At 45.6% G+C, this 17813-nt stretch carries 33 protein-coding genes; all 33 read left to right on the top strand.

From position 1 onward, the window contains the following. Positions 1-245: 245 nt before the first annotated feature. On the top strand, positions 246-1583 hold the full coding sequence (brnQ, locus tag C3V36_12815; protein AVM70047.1) for a branched-chain amino acid transport system II carrier protein: 1338 nt from the start codon (positions 246-248) through the stop codon (positions 1581-1583). A gap of 122 nt (positions 1584-1705) precedes the next feature. Next, positions 1706-2197, top strand: a complete 492-nt coding sequence (locus tag C3V36_12810; protein AVM70046.1) for a hypothetical protein — start codon at positions 1706-1708, stop codon at positions 2195-2197. Positions 2198-2211: 14 nt separating this feature from the next. Next, a complete protein-coding gene (locus tag C3V36_12805) occupies positions 2212-2832 on the top strand; it encodes a hypothetical protein (GenBank protein ID AVM70045.1) in 621 nt (206 codons plus the stop codon). Positions 2833-3155: 323 nt separating this feature from the next. Further along, on the top strand, positions 3156-3620 hold the full coding sequence (locus C3V36_12800) for a hypothetical protein (GenBank protein ID AVM70044.1): 465 nt from the start codon (positions 3156-3158) through the stop codon (positions 3618-3620). Positions 3621-3942: 322 nt separating this feature from the next. Then, the gene (locus tag C3V36_12795; protein AVM70043.1) at positions 3943-4254 is read left to right on the top strand and encodes a 30S ribosomal protein S10; all 312 of its coding nucleotides are present in this window, start codon (positions 3943-3945) and stop codon (positions 4252-4254) included. A gap of 90 nt (positions 4255-4344) precedes the next feature. Next, on the top strand, positions 4345-4974 hold the full coding sequence (locus tag C3V36_12790; GenBank protein ID AVM70042.1) for a 50S ribosomal protein L3: 630 nt from the start codon (positions 4345-4347) through the stop codon (positions 4972-4974). Between the two features lie 18 nt (positions 4975-4992). After that, a complete protein-coding gene (locus C3V36_12785) occupies positions 4993-5613 on the top strand; it encodes a 50S ribosomal protein L4 (GenBank protein ID AVM70041.1) in 621 nt (206 codons plus the stop codon). Beyond that, positions 5613-5912 carry a 50S ribosomal protein L23 gene (locus tag C3V36_12780; protein ID AVM70040.1) on the top strand — a complete coding sequence of 100 codons (300 nt, stop codon included), beginning with the start codon at positions 5613-5615 and terminating at the stop codon, positions 5910-5912. Before C3V36_12785 ends, C3V36_12780 begins: the two co-directional genes overlap by 1 nt. Positions 5913-5923: 11 nt before the next feature. Continuing rightward, a complete protein-coding gene (locus C3V36_12775) occupies positions 5924-6760 on the top strand; it encodes a 50S ribosomal protein L2 (GenBank protein AVM70039.1) in 837 nt (278 codons plus the stop codon). A 20-nt stretch (positions 6761-6780) separates the two neighbouring features. Next, the gene (locus C3V36_12770; protein ID AVM70038.1) at positions 6781-7059 is read left to right on the top strand and encodes a 30S ribosomal protein S19; all 279 of its coding nucleotides are present in this window, start codon (positions 6781-6783) and stop codon (positions 7057-7059) included. Positions 7060-7077: 18 nt separating this feature from the next. Continuing rightward, positions 7078-7473: a 50S ribosomal protein L22 gene (locus C3V36_12765; protein ID AVM70037.1), complete on the top strand. Its 396-nt coding sequence runs from the start codon at positions 7078-7080 to the stop codon at positions 7471-7473. Between the two features lie 11 nt (positions 7474-7484). Next, a complete protein-coding gene (locus C3V36_12760) occupies positions 7485-8147 on the top strand; it encodes a 30S ribosomal protein S3 (protein ID AVM70036.1) in 663 nt (220 codons plus the stop codon). Then, a complete protein-coding gene (locus C3V36_12755; GenBank protein ID AVM70035.1) occupies positions 8148-8573 on the top strand; it encodes a 50S ribosomal protein L16 in 426 nt (141 codons plus the stop codon). It begins immediately after the preceding gene. Position 8574: 1 nt separating this feature from the next. Continuing rightward, positions 8575-8781, top strand: a complete 207-nt coding sequence (locus C3V36_12750; GenBank protein ID AVM70034.1) for a 50S ribosomal protein L29 — start codon at positions 8575-8577, stop codon at positions 8779-8781. 18 nt (positions 8782-8799) lie between these two features. After that, positions 8800-9060, top strand: coding sequence for a 30S ribosomal protein S17 (locus C3V36_12745; GenBank protein ID AVM70033.1), 261 nt, complete (start codon positions 8800-8802; stop codon positions 9058-9060). Between the two features lie 23 nt (positions 9061-9083). Then, on the top strand, positions 9084-9452 hold the full coding sequence (locus C3V36_12740; protein AVM70032.1) for a 50S ribosomal protein L14: 369 nt from the start codon (positions 9084-9086) through the stop codon (positions 9450-9452). 18 nt (positions 9453-9470) lie between these two features. Next, entirely contained in the window at positions 9471-9809 is a 339-nt protein-coding gene (locus C3V36_12735; protein AVM70555.1) for a 50S ribosomal protein L24, read from the top strand. Positions 9810-9814: 5 nt separating this feature from the next. Next, on the top strand, positions 9815-10354 hold the full coding sequence (locus tag C3V36_12730; GenBank protein AVM70031.1) for a 50S ribosomal protein L5: 540 nt from the start codon (positions 9815-9817) through the stop codon (positions 10352-10354). A gap of 9 nt (positions 10355-10363) precedes the next feature. Next, positions 10364-10549 (top strand): type Z 30S ribosomal protein S14, encoded by a 186-nt coding sequence (locus C3V36_12725; GenBank protein ID AVM70030.1) that lies wholly within the window; start codon positions 10364-10366, stop codon positions 10547-10549. A gap of 21 nt (positions 10550-10570) precedes the next feature. Next, entirely contained in the window at positions 10571-10972 is a 402-nt protein-coding gene (locus tag C3V36_12720) for a 30S ribosomal protein S8 (protein ID AVM70029.1), read from the top strand. A 71-nt stretch (positions 10973-11043) separates the two neighbouring features. Then, on the top strand, positions 11044-11580 hold the full coding sequence (locus C3V36_12715; GenBank protein ID AVM70028.1) for a 50S ribosomal protein L6: 537 nt from the start codon (positions 11044-11046) through the stop codon (positions 11578-11580). A gap of 18 nt (positions 11581-11598) precedes the next feature. Further along, positions 11599-11955: a 50S ribosomal protein L18 gene (locus tag C3V36_12710; GenBank protein AVM70027.1), complete on the top strand. Its 357-nt coding sequence runs from the start codon at positions 11599-11601 to the stop codon at positions 11953-11955. A gap of 10 nt (positions 11956-11965) precedes the next feature. After that, positions 11966-12475: a 30S ribosomal protein S5 gene (locus C3V36_12705; GenBank protein AVM70026.1), complete on the top strand. Its 510-nt coding sequence runs from the start codon at positions 11966-11968 to the stop codon at positions 12473-12475. A 7-nt stretch (positions 12476-12482) separates the two neighbouring features. Next, positions 12483-12674, top strand: a complete 192-nt coding sequence (locus tag C3V36_12700) for a 50S ribosomal protein L30 (GenBank protein ID AVM70025.1) — start codon at positions 12483-12485, stop codon at positions 12672-12674. Between the two features lie 20 nt (positions 12675-12694). Then, a complete protein-coding gene (locus C3V36_12695; GenBank protein ID AVM70024.1) occupies positions 12695-13135 on the top strand; it encodes a 50S ribosomal protein L15 in 441 nt (146 codons plus the stop codon). Continuing rightward, complete coding sequence (locus tag C3V36_12690; protein AVM70023.1) at positions 13136-14407, top strand: preprotein translocase subunit SecY; 1272 nt, start codon at positions 13136-13138, stop codon at positions 14405-14407. It abuts the gene before it with no gap. 104 nt (positions 14408-14511) lie between these two features. Beyond that, the gene (locus C3V36_12685; GenBank protein AVM70022.1) at positions 14512-15156 is read left to right on the top strand and encodes an adenylate kinase; all 645 of its coding nucleotides are present in this window, start codon (positions 14512-14514) and stop codon (positions 15154-15156) included. A 2-nt stretch (positions 15157-15158) separates the two neighbouring features. Then, on the top strand, positions 15159-15914 hold the full coding sequence (gene map, locus C3V36_12680) for a type I methionyl aminopeptidase (GenBank protein ID AVM70021.1): 756 nt from the start codon (positions 15159-15161) through the stop codon (positions 15912-15914). Between the two features lie 8 nt (positions 15915-15922). Beyond that, positions 15923-16195 (top strand): RNA-binding protein, encoded by a 273-nt coding sequence (locus tag C3V36_12675; GenBank protein ID AVM70020.1) that lies wholly within the window; start codon positions 15923-15925, stop codon positions 16193-16195. 2 nt (positions 16196-16197) lie between these two features. Beyond that, on the top strand, positions 16198-16416 hold the full coding sequence (locus C3V36_12670; GenBank protein ID AVM70019.1) for a translation initiation factor IF-1: 219 nt from the start codon (positions 16198-16200) through the stop codon (positions 16414-16416). Positions 16417-16504: 88 nt separating this feature from the next. After that, positions 16505-16618, top strand: a complete 114-nt coding sequence (locus tag C3V36_12665; GenBank protein ID AVM70018.1) for a 50S ribosomal protein L36 — start codon at positions 16505-16507, stop codon at positions 16616-16618. Between the two features lie 388 nt (positions 16619-17006). Continuing rightward, on the top strand, positions 17007-17375 hold the full coding sequence (locus tag C3V36_12660) for a 30S ribosomal protein S13 (protein AVM70554.1): 369 nt from the start codon (positions 17007-17009) through the stop codon (positions 17373-17375). Between the two features lie 21 nt (positions 17376-17396). Next, positions 17397-17795: a 30S ribosomal protein S11 gene (locus C3V36_12655; GenBank protein ID AVM70017.1), complete on the top strand. Its 399-nt coding sequence runs from the start codon at positions 17397-17399 to the stop codon at positions 17793-17795. Positions 17796-17813 lie beyond the last annotated feature (18 nt).

The raw sequence follows: 17813 nt of genomic DNA, 5'->3' as shown, positions 1-17813 counted from the left end.
CAGAGAGATAGCGGGTGGTGAGAGCTATTGAAATGCCGGTTTGGAAGGTAGTCTTTTAGGTTCATTCTGAAATTGCAGTAGGAAATGACGGGTTGAGCTCACGTTATCGAGCAGCAGCATTGTTGGATGCGAGAGTGCCGAGTAATTCGGAAAAAAGGTGGTACCGCGAGAGATTCGTCCTTTGTATTGAAAAATACAAAGGACTTTTTAAATTTTAAATTTTTTCCCAGTAAAGGAGGAAGAAAATGAAAGAAAAATTAAGTTTAAGACAGTATATGCTGATTGGAACAATGCTTTTCGGAATGTTTTTCGGAGCGGGCAATTTGATCGTGCCGCCGATGACCGGGAAGCTGGCCGGTGAAGAGGTGTGGAGTGCTATGTTTTTCTTCAGCATTACCGCAGTAGCGCTGCCGGTTTTGGGAGTGGTGGCGGTGGCCAAAGCCGGCAGCTTGAAAAACTTGGCAGAACGGGTCAGCCCGCGCTTTGCGGGGATCTTCACGGCGGCTATTTATTTATCCATCGGGCCGGTACTGGCTATTCCCAGAGCCAGTACGGTTGCTTTTGAAATGGGGGCTAAGCCTTATCTGCCGGCTGCTTTCTCTGAGCGTTTGGCTTTGTTTCTTTATTCCCTGCTGTTTTTTGCTATCGTTTATTGGCTGGCACTAAATCCCAGCAAGCTGGTGGAGCGGCTTGGCAAAATCATTACGCCGACGCTGCTGGGCTTGATGCTGATCTTATTCGCGACCGCTCTGATCACTGGAATGCCGGCGATGGGAGCAGCAGCGACTACCGCTTATCAGGAGCATCCGGGGCTGACCGGACTGATCGATGGCTATATGACGATGGACACGATTGCTGCTCTCAACTTTGGAATAGTTATTTCTATGGTTATTCGAGATTTTCAGGTGACAGAGGAAAAGGCAATCGTCCGGGCGACAGTCAGGGCGGGCGGCTTTGCCGGGTTATTGCTGGCAGTGATTTATTTCATTTTGGCTTATTTGGGAGCTTCCGGTGCCGGTCTTTTTGCCGATGCAACCAATGGCGCTCAAATCTTGAGCCGTTTGTCGAATCACCTTTTTGGATGGAGCGGTGCGATTTTAACGGGCGCTATTTTTACTCTGGCTTGTTTAAGTGTTTCGGTCGGGCTGGTTACTTCTTCGGGCGAATATTTTGCCGCGATTTATCCGCGCTTTTCCTATAAAGCTTGGGTCAGCTTATGGACGCTGCTCAGTTTGGCGTTTGCCAATATTGGTTTGGATGCGATCTTAAAGTACAATGTGACAGTGCTTTATGTCCTTTATCCGATTGCCATTGTCCTGATCTTTCTGGCGCTGGTCCATTACCGGCTGCCGGTCGGGCAATGGATTTACCGGCTGCCGGTCTACACGGCCATGATCATCAGTGGCGTGGCGGCGCTGGCAACGGAACTGGGAATAGAAATCCCGCTGATTTATCCGCTGTTTGCCCGGCTGCCGCTGCATGAAGTTAAATTGTCCTGGCTTTTGCCGGTGCTGGTGGTCTTTGGCCTGACTTGGGCATTGCAGGTCGGAGGATGGGAGCTACTAAAGAAAAAGTTTGACTAAGGAAGAGGGAAAAACGAATAATTTTTCAGAAAAAAATTGACGATTTATTTATTATACGATATAATAATTATCGAAAAATAACAGTAAAAAACAGAGAAAGGAGTGAATGTTTATATAAAAAAATGGTGTTTTTATTTACATTTTTATTTGTCTTGTATTCGACAGTGAGTATTCAGGCATATAGGTTCAATGACTGGACTTTGACAAATCCACAGGACGTTAAATTTTTAATAAGCACAGTTGTGGGTTCTTATTCCACTATGGTAACTACTTGTACTAAAAAATGGGAGGCTTGTCCAGAAATAAAAGTAAGAGCGGTAGAGGGAGAACATAATATTTATTTTTATGCGCGCTATGATATGGATTCCGGTGCTTACGCAATAGCACACCATTACAGTAATGACTCGCATACAGTAACGTTATACAAGAGCTTTCATCAAGAACTATCCAATGTTGAACAACAGGAAACGGTTGTGCATGAAGTGGGACATTGTCTTGGATTGGATCATTGTGAGGAAGAAAATAACACAATATCTGTTATGCGAGAAAGAGGCTTTAATAACAAACCGTACCCACTTTCAGATGATAAGCAGGGAATTGCGGCTAAATACTAAAGGAGGGATTGATTATGAAGAAGCTATGGACAGCGGCCGTACTAATGGTAGCAGTATTAAGTTTAAGTGCTTGCGTGGCAGATGAAACGCAGACAAAGGACAATCCGACCAATGCTTCGAAGCATGAGGATATAGAAGCTAAAGTTGTCAGTTTTGAAAGCTTTGAGGAGATGGATAATAATAGTGGGATCGTGGTTAAGGTAATAAAAGAAGATAGCACTAAAGACCGCATTTTAATAGATCGGCATAATGGAAAACCGGTGTTTGGCTGTACTTTGTCAAAGGTTAAGGTGTTGGATGTCTATAAGGATGAGTCGAAAGAAATTTTGCCTGGTCAGGAGATTACAATTTACGAAAATGAGTATTATGATGAAGAAAGTGATATTACTTATCATGTGGAGAGCTATCAAGCAATCAAAGCAGGGGAAGAGCGGCTGCTGTTTTTTAAAGAAAAAAATATTATGCAGGATAAAACGGAGTATTATACACCACAGGGCATTTATTATGGGAGTATTTCGCTGTCGGCGGATAGATCGGCGGCTGTTTTAAAAAGGCATGGCGATGAAGAATATACCCCCAGTCAAGATGTAGTTGAAATATGGGAAGCGGCTAAGGCTAAGTATCTTAAAGAATAATAAAAATAGAAAAATAGAAAAATATCTTGACAGGCTTTCGGGATTAGCATACAATATTATTGGTAGACAGAGATGTCTGAAAAGCGGTGTACCCTACCATGAGTGGGAGCTAAAAAAGCGGTGTACCCTACCATGAGTGGGAGCTAAAAAAGCGGTGTACCCTACCATGAGTGGGAGCTAAAAAAGCAAAAGAGCAGGCTTTTATGAGCCTGTTCTTTTTTTGAAAGAGGAGGTGAAATATGAAATTTTCTTTTTACTGCGCTGATGATGAATATTAATATTGTGACTTTTTGCGGAAAAGCGATCCTTGCGTTCCCTATACAATGGATAAAAAAAGAAATCGGCCATTTGTTGGAATTGTGTTTTCGATTAATGGCTATAAATATTATGCTCCGCTTACGTCTCCCAAGCCGAAACATCTTGCCATGAAAAATCAGATAGACTTTCTTAAAATCAAAGGCGGAGCATGGGGGGCAATCAATTTGAATAACATGATACCGATTCATGAAAATAGTTTGCAGATTGTGAATATGAAAATTTTGCCGACAGATGATAAACCAACAATTAATTATAAAAATCTTTTATCAAATCAACTGTCATGGTGCAATAAAACTGAAAATTCGACGTTTATTACCAGCAGGGCACAAAAACTTTACGATATGGTTGTTCAGAAAAAAGCCCAACCACAGTTAGTACAAAGATGTTGCGACTTTTCGATAGTCGAAGCGCAGTATCTTGTGTATTGCCGGAATCATAATTTAACTCATGAGGATTCAATGTCGCAATGAACAAAATTTTACACTTTCGGTAAAAACGGAGAATAAATTTGTGCAAAACAGAGAAAAACAGAAAAACGCGAAAAAAACTTGTAATTTTTTCCCCGCAGGTATATAATAACCAAGTTGTGATAAGAGCGGTGAAGCCGGAGGTTGCTAAAATGTTTTAGGGTATTCCGGCAGAGCGAGTCTAGTTCACGAAACAGACGACAAGATCACTGTACAAGGAAACATACAGTTTATGGGTGTTTGAAGAGAAGAAACACTCGGCAGGATGTACAGTCACCACTTGTCGTACCAAGCAAAACAGTACGAAAAGGAGGCGGCTTTTTTTATGGCTAAGGAAAAAATCAGAATCAGTTTAAAGGCATACGATCATGAGCTTATTGATCAGTCAGCAGTCAAAATCATTGAGACAGCGAAGAAAACGGGAGCAAAGGTGAGCGGCCCGATTCCGCTGCCGACCAAAAAGGAAGTGGTTACGATCCTGCGGGCGGTGCATAAGTACAAGGACTCCAGAGAGCAGTTCGAGAGAAGAACGCACAAGCGTTTGATCGATATTTTAATGCCGACGGCTAAGACCGTGGACGCTTTGATGAAGTTAGAGCTCCCGGCTGGCGTAGATATCAAAGTTAATGCAAAATAAGCGGATCACAAAATAGACTTTGGGAGAATCCTTTGTCTAGTATGAACGGATAGACTTTCCGTTCCGCTGTAGAAAAACAGGAGGAAAAATATGAAAAAAGCAATCATTGCCAGAAAAATCGGTATGACGCAGATTTTTACCGAAGACGGAACCGTAGTTCCGGTTACGGTGCTTCAGGCGGGACCTTGCCCGGTAGTGCAGGTCAAGACTGTAGAAAACGACGGATACAGTGCGGTTCAGTTGGGCTTTGAAGAAAAGACCAAAAATGTGACCAAACCGGCCAAGGGACATTTTGAAAAGGCCAATGTACCGGCGCAGAAGTTTTTAAAGGAATTTCGGTTGGCGGACGCTGAAAATTATCAGATCGGCCAGATGGTTACGGCGGAGAGCTTTGCTGCCGGCGACTATGTTGACGTAACCGGACGTTCCAAAGGTAAGGGCTATCAAGGCGCAATCAAGCGTCACGGCCAGCACCGCGGACCGATGGCCCACGGCTCCAAATATCATCGCTATGCCGGTTCGATGGGTAATGCATCCTTCCCGGGCAAAGTATTTAAAGGCAAAAAGCTGCCGGGACATATGGGCGCGGTACAGATTACGGTGCAGAACCTTGAAGTTGTTCGGGTGGACGCAGAAAATAATTTATTATTGATCAAAGGTGCAGTTCCCGGAGCAAAGAAAACAGTCGTGACGGTAAGAAGTGCCGTCAAGAAGGCTTAGTGGGAAGGAGGAACTAAAATGGCGAAAATAGCAGTATTAAATATGCAGGGCAAACAAGTCGAGGAAATCGAGTTAAATGATAGCATTTTTGGCCTGGAAGCAAACGATCATGTCGTTTACCGGGCGGTAGTTACTCAGCTTGCCAATCATCGTCAGGGCACACAGTCAGCTTTGACCAGAGGAGAAGTACGAGGCGGCGGTATCAAACCGTGGCGGCAAAAGGGAACCGGTCGGGCCAGACAGGGTTCGATTCGTGCTCCGCAGTGGACCGGCGGTGGCGTGGTATTTGCGCCGAAACCGCGTGACTACTCCAAGCGTTTGAATAAAAAGGAAAGAAGATTGGCGCTGAAAGTAGCGTTATCGGAAAAAGTAAGAAACGGAAATCTGATTGTGCTGGATAAGTTGGAATTCGGCGAGATTAAGACCAAGAACATGGTAGCGGTGCTGAAGGCGCTGGAAGTAACCAAGGGTCTGGTTGTGCTGAGCGGTGTAGACAACAATGTGGTTCTGTCGGCCAGAAACATTCCCGATACCAGAACGATTCCGGTAAATAATATCAATATTTATGATTTGCTGAAATACGAAAAATGCGTTATTACCAAAGACGCAGTTAAGGCTCTTGAGGAGGTGTATGCGTAATGGCAAACGTTCAATACTATGATGTGTTGCTCCGCCCGGTAGTAACCGAAAAATCAATGGAAATGATGTCGGAAAAGAAATATACTTTCTTTGTTCATCCGGAAGCAAATAAAATCCAAATCAAAGAAGCGGTTGAAAAGATGTTCCCCGGAACAAAGGTAGAAAAAGTCAACACCATGAATTACGACGGCAAAGAAAAGAGACGCGGCGCGACGAAGGGCAGAACGGCTAAGACCAAAAAAGCAATCGTCAGCTTAACGGCAGACAGCAAAGACATCGAATTCTTTGACGGCATGTAAACGAAAGGAGCATTAATATGAAATCATATCGTCCATATACTCCTTCCAGAAGACATATGACCGTAGCGTCTTATGAAGGGCTGACCAAGAAAAAGCCGGAGAAGTCGCTGGTTATCAGCTTGAAGAAAAATTCTGGAAGAAACAATCAAGGTAAAATCACGGTCAGACACCGCGGCGGCGGACACAAGATCAAATACAGAATTATTGACTTTAAGAGAAATAAGGATAATATGCCGGCAAAGGTAGCGGCAATTGAGTACGATCCGAACCGGACTGCATTCATTGCTTTGCTTAACTATCAGGACGGCGAAAAGAGATATATCTTGGCACCGGTCGGCTTAAAGGTCGGCGATGTGCTGATGAGCGGCGAAAATGCCGAAGTAAAAGTCGGAAACACCTTACCGATGGCCAACATTCCGGTGGGTGCCAACATCCACAACGTGGAAATGAAGCCGGGCAAGGGCGGACAATTAGTGCGCTCGGCCGGTATGGTTGCACAGCTGATGGCCAAAGAAGGCAAGTACGCAACTCTGCGTCTGCCCTCCGGTGAAATGAGAATGCTGCCGATTTTGTGTCGGGCAACCATCGGTCAAGTAGGCAATACCGAGCATGAATTGGTTAACGTCGGTAAAGCCGGCCGCAAGAGACACATGGGTATTCGCCCGACCGTCCGCGGTTCGGTTATGAACCCGAATGATCACCCGCACGGCGGTGGTGAAGGTACCACTCCGATCGGTCTTAAGAATCCGAAAACTCCTTGGGGTAAGCCGGCGCTTGGTCTTAAGACGAGAAAGAAGAAAAAGAATTCCACGAAATATATTGTTCGCGCACGCAGTAAGAACAATTAGGCACAAGGAGGTTTAAACAGATGGCACGTTCGTTAAAAAAAGGACCTTTTGCCGATGATCATTTATTGAAGAAAGTCGAAGAGGCAAAGGCCAGCGGAAATAAGCAAGTAATTAAAACCTGGTCCAGACGTTCCACCATCTTCCCGGAGATGGTAGGCCTGACGATTGCGGTTTACGACGGCCGCAAGCACATTCCGGTCTATATCAGTGAAGATATGGTTGGACACAAATTGGGAGAATTCTCCTTAACCAGAACCTATAAAGGTCATGTCAAATCAGAAAGAAAAGGAAAGAAATAGCGAAGGAGGATCGTTTCAATGGCTAAAGGACATAGAAGTCAGATAAAAAAGGAAAGAAACAATGTCAAGGATACAAGACCCAGGGCTAAAGTTTCGTTCGCTCGTGTTTCTCCGACAAAAGCTAATTTTGTGTTAAAGGCAATTCGCGGCAAGAAAGTCGGACAGGCTCTCGGTATTCTGGCATATAATTCCAGATACGGTGCGGAAGTGATCGGCAAGCTCCTGCGGTCGGCAGTTGCCAATGCAGAAAATAACAATGGTATGGATGCAGGCCGTCTGTACATTGAAGAAGCCTATGCCAATCAGGGACCGATCATGAAGAGAATTCGTCCCAGAGCACAGGGCAGAGCATTTCGGATTGAAAAGAAAACAAGTCACATTACGATTGTATTGAATGAGTTGAAAGACAAATAAGGAGGTTAAGCATGGGTCAGAAAGTAAATCCTCATGGCTTACGGATCGGCATTATCAAAGACTGGGATTCCAAGTGGTATGCTGAAAAGGAATATGCCGACTATCTGGTAGAAGATCATAAGCTGAGAGAATACTTAAAACAGCGGCTGTTCAGCGCCGGTATTTCCAATATTGAAATTGAAAGAGCGTCAAAGAGAGTTCGTTTTAATATACACACAGCTAAGCCGGGTATTATCATCGGCAAGGGCGGTGAATCCATTGAAAAATTAAAGAGCGATTTGGAAAAGAAAACCGATTCGCAGGTCATGATTAACGTAGTTGAGATCAAAAGACCGGAATTAAATGCGACTTTGACCGCTGAAAACGTAGCGGCACAGCTTGAGAGCCGTATTTCCTTCCGCCGGGCAATGAAGCAGGTCATCGGCAGAACGATGAAATCCGGCGCTAAGGGAATCAAAGTAACCTGTTCCGGACGGCTTGGCGGTGCGGAAATTGCCCGTGGCGAAAGCTATTCGGAAGGGACGATCCCGCTGCAGACATTAAGAGCAGACATTGATTACGGCTTTGCAGAAGCCAATACGACTTATGGCAAAATTGGTGTCAAGGTTTGGATTTATAAGGGCGAAATACTTCCTGAAAAAGTAAAAGCGTCAAGCGAAGGGAGCGAAAAATAAATGTTAATGCCGAAGAGAACAAAATATCGTAAGCAATTCCGCATGAAAATGCGCGGAAGAGCAACACGCGGAAATAAAATCAATTATGGTGAATATGGAATCATTGCATTAGAGCCGGGCTGGATCAAGGCAAATCAGATCGAAGCTGCCCGTGTGGCTGCTACCCGTCACATGCGTCGTGGCGGTAAGTTATGGATTAAGATTTTCCCGGATAAGCCTATTACGGCAACTCCCGCTGAAACTCGTATGGGTAAAGGTAAAGGTGCGGTAGAGTATTATGTGGCAGTAGTTCGGCCGGATCGCGTCATGTTCGAGATCGGCGGCGTCAGCGAAACGGTTGCCAAAGAAGCGTTGAGACTTGCGACACATAAGTTGCCGATCAAGTGCAAGGTAGTGTCGAAAGCTGATTTAGAAGGCGGTGAGTAGAATGAAATCATCTAAATATATGGAAGAATTATTAAATAAGTCCGCAGCGGAATTAAACGAAGACCTTGTGAGCGCGAAAAAAGAATTGTTTAACCTCAGATTTCAAAATGCGACCAATCAGTTAAGCAACACCGGTCGGATTAAAGAGGTGCGCAGGAACATTGCCCGGATCCAAACCGTTCTGACCGCTCAAAGCAAGAAAGCATAGCCGAAGGAGGAATAGATCATGGCAGAAGAAAGAAATATGAGAAAAACTCGGGTCGGTATCGTTTCGAGTGATAAAATGGATAAAACCATTACCGTAAAAGTCGAAACCAACGTAAAGCATCCGCTGTACGGCAAGGTTGTAAAGCAGACGAAGAAATTAAAGGCGCATGATGAAAACAACGAATGCAAAATCGGCGACCGGGTGCGCGTCATGGAAACCAGACCGCTGTCTAAGGATAAGCACTGGAGATTAGTAGAAATTATCGAAAAAGCAAAATAGATGCGAAATAGGAGGTACGGAAAATGATTCAACAGGAATCAAGATTAAAGGTGGCAGACAATACCGGCGCCAAAGAACTACTTTGCATTCGCGTCATGGGCGGATCCACCAGAAGATACGCAAGGATCGGAGATGTTATCATTGCGACTGTTAAAAGCGCAACACCAGGCGGCGTTGTAAAAAAAGGCGACGTAGTCAAGGCGGTCGTAGTGCGCACTACCAACCAAACCAGAAGAAGCAACGGTTCTTATATCCGCTTTGATCAAAACGCAGCGGTTATTCTGAGAGAAGACGGAACGCCGAAGGGCACCCGTATTTTTGGACCGGTTGCCAGAGAGCTGAGAGAGAAAAATTACATGAAGATTTTGTCTCTTGCTCCGGAAGTTCTTTAGGAGGACGTAAGCATGAAAATGAAGATAAAAGTTAACGATAAGGTCAGAGTAATTGCCGGCAAAGATTTGGGTAAAGAGGGCAAAGTGCTGAAGGTTGACCACAAAAACCGCAGAGTGCTGGTAGAAGGCATCGCCAAAGCGACCAAGCATACCAAGCCAAGCGCAGCCAACCGTCAGGGCGGGATCGTTCATCAGGAAGCCTTTATTGATGTATCCAATGTTATGTACCTGCATAATGGCAAGCCGACAAGACTCGGAATTAAAGTGGTTCAGGAAGAAGTGGACGGCAAGATGAAGAACGTTCGGTATCGTGTCGCCAAGTCAACCGGCGATGTGATTGACGAAAAGAGGAGGTAAGAGCATTGAGTCGTTTTAAGGTAAAATACCAGGAACAGATTGTTAGTGAATTAAAGAAAAAGTTTAATTATAAAAGCGTGATGCAGGTGCCGAAGATTGAAAAGATCGTGATCAACATGGGCGTCAGTGATGCCAGAGAAAACGCCAAGGCGCTGGAAAACGCAGCTGAGGAATTGGGTTTGATCACCGGTCAAAAGCCCCTTATCACCAAAGCAAAAAAATCAATCGCGGCTTTTAAATTAAGAGAAGGCATGAACATCGGCTGCAAAGTTACTCTGCGCGGCGACAAGATGTATGATTTCTTAGACCGTTTAATCTCGATCGCCTTACCTCGGGTTAGAGACTTTCGCGGCGTAAATCCGGATTCTTTTGACGGACGCGGCAACTATGCGCTGGGAATCAAGGAACAGATTATTTTTCCGGAGATTCAGTACGATAAGGTGGATAAGGTGCGCGGCATGGACGTTATTATCGTAACGACTGCTCACAGTGATGAAGAAGGCCGTGAATTGCTGGCGCAATTCGGAATGCCGTTTAGAAAGTAGGAGGAAGCTATGGCTAAAAAATCAATGATCGTTAAGCAGCAGCGCGAACCCAGATTTTCTACACAAGGGTATACCCGCTGCCGAATCTGCGGAAGACCTCATTCCGTATTAAAGAAGTTCGGAATTTGCAGAGTATGTTTCAGAGAATTGGCCTACAAGGGTCAAATCCCGGGCGTTAAGAAAGCCAGCTGGTAAGAAAGAGAGGAGGAATAAACTATGACTATGACCGATCCGATCGCGGATATGCTGACAAGAATCCGCAATGCGAATACTGCAAAGCATGATTATGTAAAGGTTCCTTCGTCCAAAATGAAGTTGGCGATTGCCGATATTCTGGAAAAAGAAGGGTATATTAAGAGCTATGAGGTGCTGGAGGACGGAAAGTTCCCGGAAATCCAAATCGCTTTGAAATATGGTGTCAATAAAAATGAAAAAGTAATTTCCGGTTTGAAGAAGATTTCCAAACCCGGCCTGCGAGTTTATGCCAATAAGGATCAACTGCCGCGCGTACTGGGAGGACTGGGGATTGCTATTATCTCGACCAACAAAGGCGTTATCACCGATAAAGAAGCCCGCAAGCAAAATGTTGGCGGCGAAGTGTTAGCATTTGTTTGGTAATAATAAATCAAAGGCGAAATGATAGCGGATAGGTTCCGCTGTCCCAATGAAACCAAAGGAGGAAAGACGAAATGTCAAGAATAGGAAGAATGCCGATTACCGTTCCGGCAGGAGTTACGGTTGATCTGAAGGAACACAATCTGTTGACCGTTAAAGGCCCGAAAGGTCAGCTGCAAAGACAGCTTCCCGTAGAAATGAAGATTGAGATTGACGGTGCGGAGATTAAAGTTGTCCGGCCGAACGATTTGAAGAAAATGAAGTCTTTGCACGGCTTAACTAGAACGCTGATCAATAACATGGTCGTCGGCGTAACGGCAGGCTATGAAAAGAAATTGGAGATCAATGGCGTTGGTTACAAGGCCAGCAAAAAAGGAAAACAGCTTGATTTAGCTCTCGGTTATTCTCATCCGATTGAGATGACAGATCCGGAAGGCATCGAGTCGACTGTTGAGAATAATATCATTACCGTGCGCGGCATCGACAAGGAAAAGGTCGGCCAATATGCAGCGGAGATCAGATTTAAGAGAATGCCGGAGCCGTATAAGGGCAAGGGTATTAAGTATGTTGGCGAAGTTATCCGCCGTAAAGAAGGAAAAACTGCTAAATAGGTAAAGGAGTGAATCAAGATGATAAATAAAATTTCCAAGGTGAAGAACCGGATTAAAAAACATAAAAAGCTCCGTCAAACACTGAGTGGCACGGCAGAACGGCCGCGGCTTTCAGTGTATCGCAGCAATAATCATATTTACACGCAGATCATTGACGACGTCAAAGCGCATACATTAGCTGCCGCCTCCTCCCGGACGGAGGGCCTTGATAAGACCAATGACGTAGAAGCTGCCAAAGCCGTAGGCAAGGCGATTGCCGAAAAAGCCAAAGCCAAAGGAATCGACACAGTCGTATTTGACAGAGGCGGCTATAAGTACCACGGTAAAATCAAAGCATTAGCAGAGGCCGCTCGTGAAGCAGGCTTAAATTTCTAAGGAGGCAAAGATGAGAAATCAAATGATAGATGCCAGCGCTTTAGATCTTCAGGAAAGAGTGGTTGCCATTCGCCGTGTAACCAAAGTAGTAAAAGGCGGCCGGAACTTCCGCTTTGCTGCACTGGTGGTAGTCGGCGACGGTAACGGCCATGTCGGATACGGCATCGGTAAGTCCACCGAAATTCCGGAAGCAATCCGCAAAGGCGCACAGGATGCAAAGAAAAAATTAATCAATGTACCGATTGATGAAAACAGTTCCATTCCGCATAACTGGACAGGCAAGTTCGGCAGTGCGTCCGTCCTTTTAATGAGAGCTCCGGAAGGTACCGGCGTTATCGCCGGCGGTTCGGCCCGGGCAGTCCTGGAATTAGCCGGGATTCGGAATATCCGGACCAAATCGATGGGCTCCAAGAATAAGACTAATGTGGTTTCCGCAACGATTGAGGCTTTAAGAAACTTAAAGACTCCGGAAGAAGTCAGCCGTCTGCGCGGCAAACCGGTCAGCGAGATATTAGGATAGGAGGCTTATGATGGCAAAAATTAAAATTACTTTAGTAAAATCGACCATCGGTGCGATTCCGAAGCATCGGGCAACCGCTAAGGCGCTGGGTTTAAATAAGATGCATAAGACCGTTGTTCAGGAGGATAACGGTTCGATTCGGGGCATGATCCATCAAATTCAACATTTAGTAAAAGTAGAAGCTGTAGAAGCTAATTGATAGAGAAGGAGGTGCAAGCTGTGAACTTATCAGAGTTAAATCCTGCACAGGGCGCAACAAAAAAGACGATCCGCAAGGGTCGCGGAGAAAGTTCGGGCAAGGGTAAGACTTCCGGACGCGGCAATAAGGGACAAAACGCCAGAAGCGGCGGCGGTGTTCGGCCGGGCTTTGAAGGCGGACAAATGCCTTTGATCAGAAGACTGCCCAAGCGCGGCTTTGTCAATCGCAACAGCAAAGAGATTGTCGGCATCAACGTTGATGTTTTAGACCGTTTTGAAAACGGAGCGGTAGTAGACATTAATGCCTTGCTGGAAGCCGGGATTGTTAAAAATCCGAGAGATGGCGTCAAGATTTTGGGCAATGGAGAAATCAACAAGCAATTAACGGTCAAAGTAAATGCGTTTAGTAAGACTGCCGTAGAAAAAATCGAAGCTGCCGGAGGAAAGACTGAGGTGATCTAGGTGCTAAATACACTGAAAACAGCATTCAAGGTAGAGGACGTCAGAAAGCGGATCATTTATACACTCTTGATGTTTGTTGTGATCCGGCTGGGCGCGAATGTACCGATCCCCGGGATTAACACGGCGGCACTGCAGGGCGTTTTCGCCAGCAACGAAGGTCTTTTGAGTATGCTGGATGCTTTCTCGGGCGGTGCTTTTCGGAACATGACCTTGTTTGCACTGGGTATTATCCCATACATTAACTCATCCATTATCATGAATCTGTTGACGATTGCCATTCCTGTTCTGGAAGAAATGCAGAAGGAAGGCGAGGATGGCCGGAAAAAGATTGCTACCATCACCCGTTATGTAACGATGGTGCTGGCACTGATTCAGGCAATTGCGATTACGCTGACCTTAAATGCACAGAGAATGTTTATTCAATGGAACTTTTTCAGTGCGTTGGTATCGGTATCGGCCATGGTTGCCGGTACGGCCTTTTTGATGTGGCTGGGCGAACGGATGAATGAAAAGGGCGTTGGCAACGGTATTTCCCTGATTATTGCAATCAATATTCTGTCGGGGCTGCCGAGCGGTGTACAGATGATTACCAATCTGTTCAAGGAAGGCAGATATTTGTCAATCATAGCTATCTTAGTTGGCTTTTTGGCAATGATTGTGGTGATCGTCCTGATTCAGTTAGGGGAAAGACGGATTTCGGTGCAGTATGCCAAAAGAATGCAGGGCAGAAAGGTATATGGCGGACAGTCGACCTATATTCCTTTGAAAGTAAATATGGCGGGTGTTATCCCGGTCATCTTTGCTTCCTCTTTATTAGGTTTTCCGCAGGTTTTGGCCGGCTTTTTCACCGCACAGCCGACCGGTGTGCTGGCTACCGTCCTGAACTTTTTGAATTATTACACCAATCCTTTCGGAACGCTGCTGTACTTCATTCTGACGGTGGCATTTGCTTACTTTTATACGGCGATTATTTTCAATCCCTATGAAGTGGCGGACAATATGAAGAAGAACGGCGGTTTTATTCCCGGTATTCGTCCGGGCAAGCCGACGATGGAATATTTAACGACGATTTTAAACCGGATGGTCTTTATCGGCGGCGTGATTTTAGGCTTAATTTCTATTTTGCCAATCATTTTGCGCTGGACAACGCAGGCTCAGATTAATTTCGGCGGAACTTCGCTGATCATTGTAGTCGGTGTGGCGTTAGAAACCATCAATCAAATCGAATCTCTGTTGATTACCAGACATTATAAAGGCTTTTTAAACGTCTAAGCCGATAGGGCTTCTGTCGCAAACAGTATGGCCGTTTGCGGCAGGAGTTTAAACGACAAGAGCAGAACTGTACCAGCAATAAGCAAAGAAAAAGGGAGGCAGTTATGAATATCGTTATGTTAGGCGCTCCGGGAGCAGGCAAGGGTACGCAGGCCAAGAGAATGGCGGAGAAATACGGAATTCCCCATATTTCCACCGGCGATATCCTGCGCAGCAACATCAGCCGGGAAACAGAACTGGGCAAGAAAGCCAAAAGCTTTATTGACGCCGGTGCGCTGGTGCCGGATGAACTGGTTATTCAGTTGGTAGCGGATCGTTTGGAAGAAGAGGATGCGAAAGCCGGTTTTATTTTTGACGGTTTTCCCAGAACCATTCCGCAGGCGGAAAGTCTTGACCGGATGTTGCAGGAAAAGGGCAGGAAGATTGAATATGCAGTTAATATCGACGTACCGGATGCGGTCATTGTTGACCGGATGAGCGGTCGGCGCTTTTGTGCCGAATGCGGGGCATCGTATCATACCGAATATCTGAAGCCGAAAGCAGAAGGGGTTTGTGATAAATGCAGCGGTACGCTTGCACTGCGTAAGGACGATGAGCCGGAAACGGTCTTAAAACGTCTGGCTGTCTATCATGAACAAACCGAGCCGCTGATTGCTTATTACAGGAAAAATGAGGTTTTGCGCGAAGTGGACGGAACCAAGGAAGTTACAGAGATTTTAGCGGAGATTCAAAAACAGTTAGGAAGATAATTATGGCAATTCATATAAAAACACCGCAAGAGATTCAGTACCTGCGCGAAGCAGGCAAGATCGTAGCGGAAACGCATTTGTATTTGGAAAGCCAATTGGCAATCGGCATGTCAACTTATGACATTGATAAGCTGGGTGAGGAATTCATCCGCAAGGCAGGGGCGATACCTTCGTTCTTAAATTATGAGGGATATCCGGCCAGTATCTGCGTTTCAATCAATGATGAAGTTGTGCATGGCATTCCCAGCAAAAAGCGGTTTTTAAAGGAAGGCGATGTTGTCAGTTTAGATATCGGCGCGTATAAGAACGGTTATCATGGCGACGCCGCCCGGACTCATATTATGGGCAATGCTTCCGCTGAAATTAAAAAATTGGTGGAAGTAACCAAAGCCAGCTTTTTTAAAGGGATGGAAATGGTAAAGCCCGGTAATCACTTGTATCAGATTTCCGGTGCGATTCAGGAATATGTCGAAGCCAATGGTTTTTCCGTGGTCAGAGATTTGGTCGGGCACGGAGTCGGCAGGGAGCTGCACGAAGAACCGCAGATTCCAAACTATCGGCCCAGAGGCGAGGGCCGGGGGCCAAGGCTTCAGGCCGGGATGGTGGTGGCGATTGAGCCGATGGTGAATATCGGTCGTCCGGAGGTCAGAATCTTAAAGGATGATTGGACAATCGTGACTTTGGATCATTCCATTTCCGCGCATTATGAAAATACATTGGCGATTACCGAGGACGGGTATGAGCTGTTGACGCTGTGAGGTAAAGTATGCAGGATATCAAAGTAGGGCAGTTGGTTATTTCCAAGGCCGGCCGGGATAAGGGCGAGTATTTTTTGGCGGTGCAAGTCGCCGGGGAATATGTCTATCTGGTCAACGGCAAGTCCAGACGGATTGACCAGCCCAAAAAGAAAAAAATCAAGCATATTCAGCCCACCCATTGGCTGAGCCGCAATGTGGCGGAAGAAATCGGGTCGTACGGAAAATTAAGCAATGCCGACATTCAAAAGGAAATTGCCGCGTTGCTGGAGAAGGAGGAATAGGAATGTCAAAAAAAGATGTGATTGAAGTGGAAGGGCAGGTAGTGGAAAAGCTGCCGAATGCCATGTTCCAAGTCAAGCTGGAAAACGGACATATCATTTTAGCGCATATCAGCGGAAAATTAAGAATGAATTATATTCGTATTCTTCCCGGAGATACGGTTACGATTGAAATGTCGCCTTACGACTTGTCCAAAGGAAGAATTATTTGGAGAGATAAATAATACCAGCCGCCTTATCCATGCGGCAAAGCTAAGAAATCAGCAGCGAAGCGGAGTTTTCCGAATCGCGGTTAAGAAAGGAGCTACTGGAATGAAAGTAAGATCTTCGGTAAAACCTATTTGCGAAAAATGCAAAATTATTAAACGCAAAGGCAAGGTTATGATTATTTGCGAAAATAAAAAGCATAAGCAAAAACAAGGCTAACAGATTTGAGGCAGAGAAGTTCAGGCAAGCTTACATAGCCGCCTGCCTGAACTTTAAACAATTTTCTTGCTTTTTTAAGGAAAGTAAGATATAATAATAATTTAGAGGATGTATTGAGAGGGCGATTGCGGAAATCCGCGCTTTTCGCTGCAGGGGGCAGGGAGTTGCTACCGCCGGCGGGGAATCGTAGCCGGTTAATATCTTAGGGATAGTATTAATTTCACCGCTTTCCTATTATCCGGAGGATATTAGCACGGGTCTCAGCCTGTCGGCCGTATCTGCCGGCGGAGCTTGGAGCCGCTGTTTGAGAATACATTGCCGGCGGCTTTGTCCGCCGATGAAAGAAGCAAAAATTACTAATGATATCATTTGGAGGTGTAAAAAACGGATGGCACGTATTGCTGGTGTTGATTTACCAAGAGAAAAAAGAATAGAAATCGGATTAACATACATTTATGGCATCGGACGCCCGAGCTCAAACAAAATCTTAAAAGAAGCAGGCATCAATCCGGACACTCGCGTAAAAGACCTGACTGACAGTGAAGTAGCCAAAATCAGAGATATCATCGATTCGCAAATGGTTGTAGAAGGCGATTTGAGAAGAGATGTGGCCTTAAACATTAAAAGACTGATGGAAATTGGCTGCTACCGTGGAATTCGTCATCGTAAGGGTCTGCCGGTCAGAGGTCAAAAGACCAAGACGAACGCAAGAACGAGAAAAGGTCCGAGAAGAACAGTCGCCAATAAGAAGAAATAATAAGAAGGAGGTTTGAGATTCGTGGCTAAGAAAAATGTTGTAAAAAGAGTCGCTAAGAAGCGCGTTAAAAAGCATATTGAACGCGGACAAGCTCATATTCAGTCAAGCTTTAACAATACAATCGTGACATTGACCGATGCAGAAGGCAATGCTTTAAGCTGGGCCAGCAGCGGCGGATTGGGTTTCCGCGGTTCCAAGAAATCGACGCCCTATGCCGCTCAGATGGCAGCGGAAACGGCAGCCAAAGCCGCTCTTGTGCATGGATTAAAGACAGTTGAGGTCATGGTTAAGGGACCGGGTTCGGGTCGGGAAGCAGCCATTCGGGCGCTTCAATCAGCGGGCCTGGAAGTAACGAGCATTAAGGACGTAACGCCGGTACCGCATAACGGCTGCCGCCCGCCGAAGAGAAGAAGAGTATAACCATCAATCCTTATGATA

The sequence above is a fragment of the Lachnospiraceae bacterium oral taxon 500 genome, from assembly GCA_002999035.1.
GTDB lineage: Bacteria > Bacillota > Clostridia > Lachnospirales > Vallitaleaceae > W11650.
The sequence above is the reverse complement of the archived record's forward strand: the minus strand, read 5'-3'. Positions and strand labels throughout refer to the sequence as shown.

What these genes read in the sequence shown, in the direction of transcription:
- brnQ (AVM70047.1), top strand. Translation starts at nt 246, where the DNA reads ATGAAAGAAAAATTAAGTTTAAGACAGTATATGCTGATTGGAACAATG.
- C3V36_12810 (AVM70046.1), top strand. Translation starts at nt 1,706, where the DNA reads ATGGTGTTTTTATTTACATTTTTATTTGTCTTGTATTCGACAGTGAGT.
- C3V36_12805 (AVM70045.1), top strand. Translation starts at nt 2,212, where the DNA reads ATGAAGAAGCTATGGACAGCGGCCGTACTAATGGTAGCAGTATTAAGT.
- C3V36_12800 (AVM70044.1), top strand. Translation starts at nt 3,156, where the DNA reads ATGGATAAAAAAAGAAATCGGCCATTTGTTGGAATTGTGTTTTCGATT.
- C3V36_12795 (AVM70043.1), top strand. Translation starts at nt 3,943, where the DNA reads ATGGCTAAGGAAAAAATCAGAATCAGTTTAAAGGCATACGATCATGAG.
- C3V36_12790 (AVM70042.1), top strand. Translation starts at nt 4,345, where the DNA reads ATGAAAAAAGCAATCATTGCCAGAAAAATCGGTATGACGCAGATTTTT.
- C3V36_12785 (AVM70041.1), top strand. Translation starts at nt 4,993, where the DNA reads ATGGCGAAAATAGCAGTATTAAATATGCAGGGCAAACAAGTCGAGGAA.
- C3V36_12780 (AVM70040.1), top strand. Translation starts at nt 5,613, where the DNA reads ATGGCAAACGTTCAATACTATGATGTGTTGCTCCGCCCGGTAGTAACC.
- C3V36_12770 (AVM70038.1), top strand. Translation starts at nt 6,781, where the DNA reads ATGGCACGTTCGTTAAAAAAAGGACCTTTTGCCGATGATCATTTATTG.
- C3V36_12765 (AVM70037.1), top strand. Translation starts at nt 7,078, where the DNA reads ATGGCTAAAGGACATAGAAGTCAGATAAAAAAGGAAAGAAACAATGTC.
- C3V36_12760 (AVM70036.1), top strand. Translation starts at nt 7,485, where the DNA reads ATGGGTCAGAAAGTAAATCCTCATGGCTTACGGATCGGCATTATCAAA.
- C3V36_12755 (AVM70035.1), top strand. Translation starts at nt 8,148, where the DNA reads ATGTTAATGCCGAAGAGAACAAAATATCGTAAGCAATTCCGCATGAAA.
- C3V36_12750 (AVM70034.1), top strand. Translation starts at nt 8,575, where the DNA reads ATGAAATCATCTAAATATATGGAAGAATTATTAAATAAGTCCGCAGCG.
- C3V36_12745 (AVM70033.1), top strand. Translation starts at nt 8,800, where the DNA reads ATGGCAGAAGAAAGAAATATGAGAAAAACTCGGGTCGGTATCGTTTCG.
- C3V36_12740 (AVM70032.1), top strand. Translation starts at nt 9,084, where the DNA reads ATGATTCAACAGGAATCAAGATTAAAGGTGGCAGACAATACCGGCGCC.
- C3V36_12735 (AVM70555.1), top strand. Translation starts at nt 9,471, where the DNA reads ATGAAGATAAAAGTTAACGATAAGGTCAGAGTAATTGCCGGCAAAGAT.
- C3V36_12725 (AVM70030.1), top strand. Translation starts at nt 10,364, where the DNA reads ATGGCTAAAAAATCAATGATCGTTAAGCAGCAGCGCGAACCCAGATTT.
- C3V36_12720 (AVM70029.1), top strand. Translation starts at nt 10,571, where the DNA reads ATGACTATGACCGATCCGATCGCGGATATGCTGACAAGAATCCGCAAT.
- C3V36_12715 (AVM70028.1), top strand. Translation starts at nt 11,044, where the DNA reads ATGTCAAGAATAGGAAGAATGCCGATTACCGTTCCGGCAGGAGTTACG.
- C3V36_12710 (AVM70027.1), top strand. Translation starts at nt 11,599, where the DNA reads ATGATAAATAAAATTTCCAAGGTGAAGAACCGGATTAAAAAACATAAA.
- C3V36_12705 (AVM70026.1), top strand. Translation starts at nt 11,966, where the DNA reads ATGAGAAATCAAATGATAGATGCCAGCGCTTTAGATCTTCAGGAAAGA.
- C3V36_12700 (AVM70025.1), top strand. Translation starts at nt 12,483, where the DNA reads ATGATGGCAAAAATTAAAATTACTTTAGTAAAATCGACCATCGGTGCG.
- C3V36_12685 (AVM70022.1), top strand. Translation starts at nt 14,512, where the DNA reads ATGAATATCGTTATGTTAGGCGCTCCGGGAGCAGGCAAGGGTACGCAG.
- map (AVM70021.1), top strand. Translation starts at nt 15,159, where the DNA reads ATGGCAATTCATATAAAAACACCGCAAGAGATTCAGTACCTGCGCGAA.
- C3V36_12675 (AVM70020.1), top strand. Translation starts at nt 15,923, where the DNA reads ATGCAGGATATCAAAGTAGGGCAGTTGGTTATTTCCAAGGCCGGCCGG.
- C3V36_12670 (AVM70019.1), top strand. Translation starts at nt 16,198, where the DNA reads ATGTCAAAAAAAGATGTGATTGAAGTGGAAGGGCAGGTAGTGGAAAAG.
- C3V36_12665 (AVM70018.1), top strand. Translation starts at nt 16,505, where the DNA reads ATGAAAGTAAGATCTTCGGTAAAACCTATTTGCGAAAAATGCAAAATT.
- C3V36_12660 (AVM70554.1), top strand. Translation starts at nt 17,007, where the DNA reads ATGGCACGTATTGCTGGTGTTGATTTACCAAGAGAAAAAAGAATAGAA.